Raw genomic sequence first — 11920 nt, 5'->3', positions numbered from 1 at the left:
TCAAAATGAGCGGATGATCTTTTTTTATAATTAATAACTGCTTCCACCTTGTTGACCATTCATAATAGCCACACCAGAACTTGCCCCAATTCGAGTGGCGCCGGCTTGAATCATCTGTTCAGCATCTTCTAAGCTTCTTACTCCGCCTGATGCTTTCACACCAATCTTCGGTCCAACTGTTTCGCGCATTAACTTGATATCTGCTACAGTTGCTCCTCCAGTTGAAAAACCAGTCGAGGTTTTGACATAGTCAGCTCCCGCTTTAACAGAAATTTCACAAGCTGTTCGCTTCTCTTCATCTGTCAGGAGACACGTTTCAATAATAACTTTGACCAAGGCTTGTCCTTTTGCTGCATGGACAACCGCTTGAATATCTTCTTCTAATTCCTTGTGATGACCGGCTTTTAAAGCAGCAACATTAATGACCATATCCACTTCTGTCGCTCCATCTTTGATGGCTTGAGTGGTTTCAAATGCTTTAGTCGCTGTTTGAGATGCACCTAAAGGAAAGCCAATCACAGTACATACCTTAACTTCATCAGATTCTTTAAGCAATGTTGAAGCAAGCGGTACCCATGTAGGATTTACACAAACCGACGCAAATGTATGTGTTAATGCTTCTTCACATAATGTACGAATTTGTTCTTCCGTCGTATCAGGTTTTAGTGCTGTATGATCAATCATGTTTGCTAAGCTTTGCTCTGTCATGTGTCATCCTCCATTACCTTTAATAATTAGCGGCTGTTTGATTTAACTGTTGTTCTTGGTCTTCAAGTACCCGTACAAAGTCTGCTTTGTTAACTGGATAGCCTGGCTCAGTTAATTTCACCTTAACAATTTGTCCAATATGCTCTGCACTCATTTGTACACGCACACGTAAGTAATTGTCCGTGTAGCCAACAAGCATATCAGGATTCTCTTGATCCGTTTCTTCTGGAATCATCTCAAGTACTTCATGATGAAACATTGAAGCGTATTCCTTAGCTAACTGATCGGACAGTTCAATTAATTGATGTACGCGGGTGTTCTTAACACCTTCATCGACTTGATCGTCCATTCTAGCTGCAGGAGTTCCTGTACGTTTTGAATAAGGAAATACATGAAGCTCACTAAACTTATGATGAGCAATAAAATCATAGGTTTCCTTAAACTCTTCCTCGGTTTCACCTGGGAACCCGACAATTACGTCCGATGTCACTGCAAGACCTGGAAGTGCTTCCTTCAATCGCTCTAAGCGTTCAGCAAAAAAGCTCATTGTGTATTTACGTCTCATCCGTTTTAGAACCGTATCTGAACCTGACTGTAGCGGAATATGCAGATGACGAACAACTTTCTTGGAATCATTAATAACAGAAATTACTTCGTCCGTAAGCTGGCTCGCTTCAATTGAAGAAATCCGTATACGCTTGAGTCCTTCTACTTGCTCTAAGTCACGCAAAAGCCTTGCAAGGCTATAATCCTTTAAGTCTTCTCCGTACCCACCTGTGTGTATGCCTGTTAGGACGATCTCTTTATAACCAGCATCAACTAGTTGATTAGCTTGTTTAATGACGTCCTCAGGTTGTCTAGATCTCATTAATCCCCTTGCCCAAGGAATAATACAGAATGTACAAAAGTTATTACACCCTTCTTGAATCTTCAAAGAAGCACGAGTCCGGTCCGTAAACGCAGGTACATCTAATTCCTCGTAGACACGGGATTTCATGATGTTCCCTACCCCATTTATCGGTGTTCGTTCTTTTTTAAACTCTTCAATATATCCAAGCATTTTTGAACGGTCTTGCGTACCTACAACAATATCCACACCAGGGATTGCCATAATTTCAGCAGGAGACGTTTGAGCATAACAACCAGTTACACAAATAACGGCGTCTGGGTTTTTACGTATTGCTCTCCGAATCACTTGACGGCTTTTTTTATCACCTGTATTCGTTACTGTACAGGTATTAATGACATAGACGTCTGACGCTTGTTCGAATTCTACTTTCTCATAGTTCTCACTTTTAAATAGTTGCCAGATAGCTTCTGTTTCATAGTGATTTACTTTACAGCCTAAGGTATGAAACGCAACCTTTGCCATACTCTTCACCTCATTAATTCAAAATGGTACGAAATAGCCGCTAACACTGCTAGCGACGCTGTTTCTGTGCGAAGTATTCTAGGCCCAAGACCACAGGCTTTCGCCCCCGCCTGTTCAAACAACACAATCTCATCCTCACTAAATCCACCTTCAGGGCCAATTAAAACCAACAGTTTATCCCCAGGTTTCATGTTTGTTAACTGATGTGCCAGGATGGATGTTTCACCTGCTTTTGCTTGTTCTTCTGCAAGGATAAGGCATGCTGTATATTCGTGAAAGGTCTCTATTACTTGTTTAGTTGATGCATTTGGATAGATAACAGGTAGCTTCATCCTGTAGGATTGTTCCGCTGCCTCTTTTGCAATTTTCTCCAGTCGCTCTATCTTTTTTGCGCTTTTTTTAGCATCCCATTTCACAATTGAACGTGCTGCAGAAAAAGGCAAAAATCCTGACGCGCCAAGCTCCGTCCCTTTTTGAACGATTAAATCAAACTTATCCCCTTTTGGAAGCGCTTGGGCAATGGTAACTTCAATTGGAAGTTCAGTTTGAACCGACTGTTCCTCTTTGATAGAAGCCGAAACTTCCGTTGAATCCACCGATTCAAGCATACATAAAACAACACGCTGCTTTTGATTAATACAAACAATGGATTGGCCAGGCTGCATGCGCATCACTCTAGTAATGTGTGAGGCGTCGTCCCCTTTAATGGTTACCTGCTTGTCTGACATTTGATCATTCGGCACAAAATAACGCTGCATTACACCTGATCCTCTGGTTTTATGGCTGTAATAGCTACCCAATCATCCATTTCAGTCACTTCTTTAATACTGAAACCCGCTTCAGTTAGCGCATCTTTTACATCTTGTTTCTTACGTTTAATAATACCCGAAGTCACATAGGTTCCACCTGGACGTAGAATACTAAATACATCCGTTGTAAACGAAGTAATAATTTCTGCCAGAATGTTTGCAACAACGACGTCATAAGAATCAGGTTGTACATTCTTAACTAAGTCATTCTGTTTCACTGAAATAATCGTCTCCGCTTGGTTGAGCGCAACATTACTTATTGCACTTGTAACAGCCACATCATCCAGATCAAATGCATCCACTTTTGAAGCAGAAAGCTTAGCTGCAGCAATCGCAAGCACACCAGAACCCGTGCCTACATCTAAGACACGGTCCTCTGGTTGAATGGTTTTTTCGAGAGCTTGAATGGACAAAATCGTTGTTGGATGCGTCCCGGTTCCAAAAGCCATACCTGGGTCCAACTCAATAATCATTTCGCCTTCGTTCGGTGTGTATTCTTCCCATGTAGGAATAATTGTTAACCGACTTGAAACTTTAATGGGATGATAGTACTTCTTCCAGGCAGTCGCCCAGTCTTCTTCATCCACTTCAGATACAGTCACCGTGTTTTTTCCTAAATCAATCTGATGAGCAATTAGTCCATTGATTTCACCTTTAGTTTCTTCAATTGTCTCATTCAGAAAACTATTTACTGGAAAATAGGCCTTCACCATGACTCCTTCTTCTGGATAATCATCTGGTGAAAGTTCATATACTTTTCCAAACTCTAAATCCCAATCCTTAACAAGATCACTTGGATCCTCAATAACAACTCCACTTGCACCAGACTGATGAAGAATATGACAAACCGGTTCCACAGCTGCTTGTGTTGTATGAATACTGAACTCTGCCCATTTCAAACTTAAATCACTCCCGAAATTCTTTTGTTACGTTCCTTACTCTCCTTTGAATGCTCGCTTCACTTTAGCAAAAAAGGAATCTTGCTCTTCAATTGTATGACTGCCATTTGTTTCAGCAAATTCTCTCATAATATCTTTTTCTTTTTCACTAAGGTTTTTAGGTGTCACAACACGGACAATGACATGCTGATCTCCCTGTCCTCGACCATGTACATTTGGAACACCTTTCCCACGCAGTCTAAAGTTTGTACCTGTTTGAGTTCCTGCAGGGATTTTCAGTTTTATTTTTCCATTTAAAGTAGGTACTTCGATTTCATCACCTAACGCAACTTGGGTAAACGTCAAAGGCATCTCACAATGAATGTCTTCCCCATCACGTTCAAAGAACTCATGTGATTTTACATTGAAAACGACATAAAGGTCGCCAGCTGGACCACCATTGGCTCCTGCTTCACCTTGTCCCGATACGCGCATTTGTTGACCGTGATCAATTCCCGCTGGAACTTTAACACTAATTTTTTTGCGCTTACGTACTTTACCTTTACCAGCACAAGTTGCGCATTTATCCTTAATCATTTTGCCTGTACCTTCGCAATGATTACATACTCGACGGTTTACCACTCGACCAAATGGCGTATTCTGTTCAACATTTAACTGACCAGATCCGCCACAGTGAGAACATGTTTCCGGCTTGGTTCCTGGTTTCGCACCTGAACCAGAACATGTATTACAATTTTCTTCACGTGGAATCTCAATTTCTGTGTCTTTACCAAACACAGCTTCCTTGAATTCCAGTGTCATTGTATACTGCAGGTCAGCACCTTGGCGCGGTCCGTTTGGATTACGGCGTCCGCCTCCACCACCAAAGAACATATCAAAGATATCGTTAAAGCCACCGTAGTCTCCGCCAGCTCCACCGCCTCCAAAACCTTGGTTTGGATCGGTATGACCGAATTGATCAAATTGAGCTTTCTTTTGTGGGTCACTTAATACATCATAGGCTTCTTTCACTTCTTTAAATTTCGTTTCAGCATCGTCAGCTTTGTTCACGTCTGGATGGTACGTACGTGCTAGCTTTCTATAGGCTTTTTTAACCTCATCAACAGATGCGTTTTTGTCTACCCCGAGTACCTCATAGTAATCTCGTTTACTCACGTCATCCACTCCCGACTCATAAAATACGCTAATTACTCATAACGCTCATCATATCATCTCAATGCCAAAAGGCGCAAGATACCATTCACTCAAAGAAAAAGCCAAAGCCATACATGCTGACTTTGACTTTTTCAATAAGAGTTTTTAGCTGTGTTACTTAGTTGTCTTTCTTATCTTGATCTTCATCTGTTACATCTTCATATTCAGCATCTACAACAGAATCATCTTCTTCTGTTTGCTCCGCTCCGCCTTCTTGTGAAGCTTGAGCTTGTTGAGCTGCTTGCTCATACATTTTAGTTGTAAGAGCCATTACGATTTCTTGAAGCTCATCTTTCGCTGTGCGGATTTCCTCAAGATTGTCTGCTTCAATAGCTGCTTTTAACTTCTCTTTTGCAGCTTCTGCTTTGTCTTTCTCTTCCTGTTCAACATTATCGCCTAAATCTTTAAGCGTTTTATCTGTTGAGAATACAAGTTGATCTGCTTCATTACGAAGCTCTACTTCTTCACGACGCTTTTTATCTTCTTCAGCGTTCGCTTCTGCATCTTTCACCATTTGTTCAACTTCTTCATCAGAAAGACCTGAAGATGAAGTGATCGTAATAGATTGCTCTTTATTCGTTCCAAGATCCTTCGCTTTAACATTCACAATTCCATTAGCATCAAGATCGAATGTTACTTCGATTTGTGGAACACCACGTTGTGCTGGTGGAATATCAGCCAATTGGAAGCGACCTAATGTTTTGTTATGAGCAGCCATTTCACGCTCACCTTGTAGCACATGAATATCAACAGATGGCTGGTTATCAGCAGCTGTCGAGAATGTTTGTGATTTTGATGTAGGGATTGTTGTATTACGATCAATTAGCTTTGTAAATACTCCGCCCATTGTTTCAATACCAAGTGATAGTGGAGTTACGTCAAGAAGAACAACGTCTTTTACATCTCCAGTTAAAACACCTGCTTGAATTGCAGCACCAAGAGCTACTACTTCATCTGGGTTTACACCTTTGTGAGGGTCTTTACCAGTTAGTTTCTTGATCTCTTCTTGTACTGCTGGGATACGTGTAGAACCACCAACTAATACAACCTTGTCAATTTCACCAGCAGAAAGACCAGCATCTTGCATCGCACGACGAGTTGGTCCAAGCGTACGCTCAACAAGATCAGACGATAGCTCTTCAAACTTCGCACGGCTAAGGCTGATTTCTAAGTGTTTAGGTCCTGTAGAGTCAGCTGTGATAAAAGGAAGTGAGATTTGAGACTGAGTGACACCAGACAAATCTTTTTTCGCTTTTTCAGCTGCATCTTTCAAACGTTGCATAGCCATTTTATCTTGAGAAAGATCAATGCCATTATCCTTTTTGAATTGCTCAACAAGGTAGCTAATGATTACTTCATCAAAGTCATCTCCACCTAGTTTGTTATCTCCAGAAGTAGCTTTAACTTCGAAGAATCCTTCTCCAAGCTCAAGAATCGAAACGTCAAATGTACCACCACCAAGGTCGTATACAAGGATCGTTTGGTCTTCTTCTTTTTCTAGTCCGTATGCAAGTGCTGCAGCTGTTGGCTCATTCACAATACGATCTACTTGAAGTCCAGCAATTTTACCAGCATCTTTTGTTGCTTGACGCTGAGAATCATTGAAATAGGCAGGAACAGTGATAACTGCATTTGTTACCGTCTCACCAAGGTATGCTTCTGCATCAGATTTTAATTTTTGAAGAATGATCGCTGAAAGCTCTTGTGGAGTAAATTCAGTACCTTCAATTGTTTCTTTGTAATCCGTACCCATTTGACGCTTAATTGAAATGACAGTGTTTGGATTTGTTACTGCTTGACGCTTAGCAACTTCCCCAACAAGTCTTTCACCATCTTTAAATGCAATAACAGATGGCGTAGTGCGGTTACCTTCTGGGTTAGGGATAACTGTTGCTTCTCCCCCCTCCATTACTGCAACACATGAATTGGTTGTACCTAAGTCAATTCCGATAATCTTACTCATTCCGGATCTTCCTCCTAATTGTTCATTGTATTTGTTATTATGCGTTCACTTTCACCATGGAAGGACGTAATACACGGTCTTTTAACTTATAGCCCTTTTGCAGTTCTTCCACAACTTGATTCGATTCAAACCCTTCTTCTTCAACCTGCATAACAGCTTGATGTAAGTGAGGGTCAAATGCTTCTCCTACTGTCTCAATGACAGTAACGCCTTCTTTTTTTAAGGCTTCTTGAAGTTGGTTATACACCATATTCAAGCCTTGAGCCAATGATTTTGCTTCTTCGCCTTCTGGTTTAACAGAAAGGGCACGCTCAAAATTATCTAGAGCCGGAAGCAATTCCTCAACAAAACCTTGTGCTCTGTATTTAGCCGCTGATTCCTTTTCATCACGGGAACGTCTGCGGAAGTTATCATAATCAGCTTGTACCCGAAGCAAACGGTTGTTAAGATCAGCGATCTCTGCCTTATGTGCAGCTTCAACAGATTCTTCATCTGCTGCTTCTTGATCTTCAAGGATTTGACCTTCCATTACATCAGCCATTTCCTGTTCTTGATCCTGCTCTTTTTGCTCTGCTTGCTCCTGTTGATCAGCATGCTTGTTTTGATCCTCTTGTTCTTTACTCATTTTCACACTCACCTCCATAAAACATTCACTATGTATTGATGACTAGAACGGCCTTAGCTACGCTCTAGTCAATATTACCAATTAATGTGTTATTGATACAACCTCGTCAATAACCTGGTCAAGTCTTTAGATAAATAATCTACGACTTTTATTGCTCGATGATACTCCATTCGAGTAGGACCGATGATACCGATCGTTCCAACATGCTGGTCGCCTATGGAATAAGCCGCAGTAATCATACTACAGTCATCAAAAGCTTCTAGCTTGTTTTCGTGACCAATCTTCACTTGTAATCCTGTCTCTTGGGTGCGCAGAAGTTGATGCATCGTTTGATCTTCTTCTAGGAAGTTGAACAATAGACGCACCTTATCCAGATCCCGAAATTCAGGCTGGTTTAAAATATTGGTTCTACCGCTGTAGAAAACTTTATGAGGACGCTCCATTGAAAGCGAGGTCTGCAAACTCTCTAAAAGTGAATCATAAGCAGTAACATGCTCCTGCATCACATGCGCCAATTCAGTTTGAATCGCTGTCTGAAGCTTATAAAGCGGAATACCCATTAAACGTTTGTTCATGATATTAACCACACGTTCCAAATCGGCAGGCTCTACACTTGCTGATAAATGAAGCATCTGGTTTTCTACATGACCAGTCGAACTAACTAGGATTAGAATCGCTTTCTCTTGAGACAACGGAACAATTTGAACACTGCGCAACCTGGCATCTTCCATTTCAGGTCCAAGTACAATAGAAATGTAACTAGTCATCTCTGAAAGAATACGCGCAGACTGTCTAAACATCTCTTCAAGCTCTTGAGCCTGAGACGAAAAGACTGTATGAATGCTCTCTTTTTCCTTTACCGTCAGACGGTGTGGCATCAATAAATGATCAACATAAAATCGATAGCCCTTCTGTGACGGAATACGTCCGGCTGAGCTGTGAGGTTTTTCTAAAAAACCAAGCTCTTCAAGATCCGACATATCATTACGAATGGTCGCCGGACTAAAGGAAATATCATGGCGTTTAGAGATGCTGCGTGATCCAATCGGCTCCGCAGAACGAATATATTCATCAACAATCGCACTCAAAATGGACAACTGTCTCTCTGTCAGCATCCCGAATCACCCCTGTTAGCACTCTCTAATTACGAGTGCTAATTCTATTGATAAGTTATCAAATAGGTCAGAGTTTGTCAATATGAAAGCTTCGAAAAAAAGAACTTACTCTACAGGCGTAGGATCTTCCTCTAATACAGCAAGAAAAGACTCAAACACTTCATTACCAAGAAGCAGTCCTTCCGCCGTTAGTCTTAAAGCTCCGCCGTGATATTCTAGTAGACCTTTGCCAAGATGTTCAGAAATTTGTTCGTTGTAAATGTCTTCAAATCGGACACCGTAACGTTGTAGAAAATCATCAGGGTGAAGGCCCTCTCTTTTACGAAGTCCGAGGAACATCGCTTCTTCTAATTGTTCAACCTTAGTTACGTGATGAGTGTTCAATCTTGGAGGCTTGTCAGCTTCGACCGCATCAATATATTGTTTCACTGGCCCAATGTTTTGATAGCGCACTCCCTCTATATAACCGGATGCTCCTGCTCCAAAACCAAAATATGAAGCATTATCCCAATAAACAATGTTATGCCTGCTTTTTAATCCGTCTTTTGCAAAATTACTGATCTCGTATTGCTCATACCCAGCATCATTCGTCATCGACCGGAGATCTTGATACATCTGCACTTCATGTTCTTCTGGAGGAAGCTGAAGCTTTCCTTTACGCTGACGGTTATAAAACACGGTTTTTTCTTCAATTTTTAATGAATAAGCAGAGATATGTTCTACATTTAAGCTAAATGCCTGTTTTAATGTATCGCGAAACGATTCAGGTGTTTGTTTAGGCAAACTAAACATGAGGTCAATAGATAAATTTTCAAAGCCTACTTGTCGAGCGGTTTGCACAGCTTCATACACACTATCTGCACGATGCGTTCGACCAATGATCTCTAGTAATTGAGGATCAAAGGTTTGTACGCCAATACTTAATCTATTAACGCCTGCATCAAAGAGAACCTGAAGCTTCTCTTGCTCTGCACTATCGGGGTTAACCTCTACTGTCCATTCCTCTACTTCTTCAAGTGGGAAGATCTCCTTCATGCCTTTAAGCAAATAGGCCAGTTGAGAGGGTGTCAGTGCAGTAGGTGTTCCTCCACCAATATAAATCGTCCTTATTCGTGTTGCCGGGTGTTCAGCTTGTTCTTTTTTCATTTCTTTTAGGAGCGCATCCAGATACTCCTGTACAGGTTGATTTTTTAAGAACACCTTATTGAAATCACAGTAATGACAAATATGCTCGCAAAAAGGGATGTGGACATATATTGCTTCATGATTCATAAAGTCCGACCTCCTTCTTTCATAACGTCTTCTAACATGGTAAAAAGCCGGCAAAAGCCAGCCCTCTCCCTTTTAGTCATCCATCCGCAGAACTGCCATGAAGGCTTCTTGAGGTACTTCGACATTTCCAACAGACTTCATTCGTTTTTTACCTTCTTTTTGTTTCTCAAGTAGCTTTCGCTTACGTGAAATATCGCCGCCATAACATTTAGCTAATACATTTTTACGCATCGCCTTTATCGTGGAACGAGCAATAATCTTTTGGCCAATACTCGCTTGGATCGGCACTTCAAATTGTTGCCTCGGGATGAGCTCTTTTAATTTCTCTACAATGATCTTTCCGCGGTCATAAGCAGAATCACGGTGTACGATAACTGAAAGAGCATCTACTGTCTCCCCATTTAGAAGAATGTCCATTTTCACTAGCTTCGATGCTTTGTAGCCAATTAATTCATAGTCAAAGGACGCATAGCCTTTTGTATTTGATTTTAATTGGTCAAAGAAATCATAAACAATCTCAGAGAGCGGAATCTCATAAGTGATTTGAACACGGTTTGCATCAAGGTATTGCATATCTATGAAGTTACCACGTTTTTTCTGGCAAAGCTCCATTACTGATCCGACATAATCATTTGGGACCATTACACTTGCACGAACATAAGGTTCTTCTACCTCGTCTACCTTTTGGGCATCAGGCATATTTGATGGGTTATCTATTTGTAAAGACTCTCCATTTGTTAAAGTTACCGAATAAATAACACTTGGAGCCGTTGTAATAAGCGTAATGCCAAACTCTCGTTCAATTCTTTCTTGAATAATTTCCATGTGCAGAAGACCTAAAAATCCACAACGGAATCCAAATCCAAGTGCTTGAGATGTCTCAGGCTCATACTGAAGCGAAGCATCATTTAGTTCGAGACGCTCTAACGCTTCTCTCAGATCATTGTACTCATTTGTATCTACAGGATATAACCCGCAATAAACCATCGGATTCATCTTACGATAGCCTGGAAGCGGCTCATTTGTAGGGTTATCAGCACTTGTAATCGTATCACCGACGCGCGTATCACCAACATTTTTGATGGCTGCTGTTAAGAACCCTACATCTCCAACTGTTAATTCGTCTTGTTTAGTGGCTTTAGGTGTAAAGACCCCAATTTCACTTACTTCAAAATCTTTTCCTGTCGCCATCATTCGAATGCGATCACCTGGTTTGATTGTTCCTTCCACCACTCGAATATAAGCAATGACACCACGGTATGCATCGTATAATGAGTCGAAGATTAATGCCTTAAACGGAGCATTTGGATCGCCCGTTGGAGCCGGTACTTTTTCTACCACTTGCTCGAGGATCTCTTCAATTCCAATGCCATTTTTAGCGGATGCATGCACAGCCTCAGACGTATCAAGACCAATGACATCCTCTACCTCTTGTTTGACACGATCAGGTTCTGCACTTGGTAAATCAATTTTATTAATAACCGGCAAAATCTCTAAGTCGTTATCAAGTGCCAGATACACGTTTGCCAGTGTTTGCGCCTCAATCCCTTGAGCTGCATCCACAATTAGCAATGCGCCCTCACAGGCCGCCAAACTTCTCGATACTTCATATGTAAAATCGACATGTCCTGGCGTATCTATCAGGTGAAAAATATATTCTACTCCATCTTTCGCTTTGTACTTCAACTGCACAGCATTAAGCTTTATGGTAATTCCACGCTCTCGCTCCAGATCCATCGCATCAAGCGTTTGTTCTTTCATTTCCCGGTGCGTCAGAGCCCCAGTTAATTCTAGAATTCGATCGGCAAGTGTTGACTTCCCGTGGTCAATATGGGCGATAATCGAGAAGTTACGAATCCTCTCTCGCCTTTCTATACGGTCTTCATTATTCATTCTACAATCACTCCTACAGCTTACGTACAAATATACACTATCCTCTATTATAGCAAGCCACAGGTGCGCG

10 protein-coding genes are annotated in these 11920 nt (G+C 41.3%); all 10 read right to left on the bottom strand.

The genetic code is table 11. The annotated features are described in order from the left end of the window. Positions 1–30: 30 nt before the first annotated feature. The 10 genes from deoC to lepA all read right to left on the bottom strand — a co-directional run bounded on the left by deoC (position 31) and on the right by lepA (position 11850). Positions 31–708 carry a deoxyribose-phosphate aldolase gene (deoC, locus tag J2S05_RS01600; RefSeq protein WP_306979282.1) on the bottom strand — a complete coding sequence of 226 codons (678 nt, stop codon included), beginning with the start codon at positions 706–708 and terminating at the stop codon, positions 31–33. A gap of 19 nt (positions 709–727) precedes the next feature. Beyond that, a complete protein-coding gene (gene mtaB / locus J2S05_RS01595) occupies positions 728–2080 on the bottom strand; it encodes a tRNA (N(6)-L-threonylcarbamoyladenosine(37)-C(2))-methylthiotransferase MtaB (RefSeq protein ID WP_306979281.1) in 1353 nt (450 codons plus the stop codon). A 5-nt stretch (positions 2081–2085) separates the two neighbouring features. Further along, the gene (locus J2S05_RS01590) at positions 2086–2838 is read right to left on the bottom strand and encodes a 16S rRNA (uracil(1498)-N(3))-methyltransferase (protein WP_306979279.1); all 753 of its coding nucleotides are present in this window, start codon (positions 2836–2838) and stop codon (positions 2086–2088) included. Then, the gene (prmA, locus tag J2S05_RS01585) at positions 2838–3788 is read right to left on the bottom strand and encodes a 50S ribosomal protein L11 methyltransferase (protein WP_306979278.1); all 951 of its coding nucleotides are present in this window, start codon (positions 3786–3788) and stop codon (positions 2838–2840) included. Before prmA ends, J2S05_RS01590 begins: the two co-directional genes overlap by 1 nt. A 36-nt stretch (positions 3789–3824) precedes the next feature. Continuing rightward, on the bottom strand, positions 3825–4943 hold the full coding sequence (gene dnaJ, locus J2S05_RS01580) for a molecular chaperone DnaJ (RefSeq protein ID WP_306979276.1): 1119 nt from the start codon (positions 4941–4943) through the stop codon (positions 3825–3827). 157 nt (positions 4944–5100) lie between these two features. After that, the gene (gene dnaK / locus J2S05_RS01575; protein ID WP_306979274.1) at positions 5101–6945 is read right to left on the bottom strand and encodes a molecular chaperone DnaK; all 1845 of its coding nucleotides are present in this window, start codon (positions 6943–6945) and stop codon (positions 5101–5103) included. A 37-nt stretch (positions 6946–6982) separates the two neighbouring features. Next, on the bottom strand, positions 6983–7570 hold the full coding sequence (grpE, locus tag J2S05_RS01570) for a nucleotide exchange factor GrpE (protein ID WP_306979273.1): 588 nt from the start codon (positions 7568–7570) through the stop codon (positions 6983–6985). A gap of 89 nt (positions 7571–7659) precedes the next feature. Next, the gene (hrcA, locus tag J2S05_RS01565) at positions 7660–8685 is read right to left on the bottom strand and encodes a heat-inducible transcriptional repressor HrcA (RefSeq protein ID WP_306979272.1); all 1026 of its coding nucleotides are present in this window, start codon (positions 8683–8685) and stop codon (positions 7660–7662) included. A gap of 105 nt (positions 8686–8790) precedes the next feature. Next, positions 8791–9957 (bottom strand): radical SAM family heme chaperone HemW, encoded by a 1167-nt coding sequence (gene hemW / locus J2S05_RS01560; RefSeq protein ID WP_306979270.1) that lies wholly within the window; start codon positions 9955–9957, stop codon positions 8791–8793. 72 nt (positions 9958–10029) lie between these two features. Continuing rightward, entirely contained in the window at positions 10030–11850 is a 1821-nt protein-coding gene (gene lepA / locus J2S05_RS01555; RefSeq protein ID WP_306979268.1) for a translation elongation factor 4, read from the bottom strand. Positions 11851–11920: the final 70 nt, after the last annotated feature.

Origin of the sequence: Alkalicoccobacillus murimartini (genome assembly GCF_030813245.1) — a bacterium.
GTDB classification, from domain to species: Bacteria; Bacillota; Bacilli; order Bacillales; family Bacillaceae_D; genus Alkalicoccobacillus; species Alkalicoccobacillus murimartini.
Note: the sequence above shows the minus strand (reverse complement) of the source record. Positions and strands in the feature narration are given on the sequence as shown.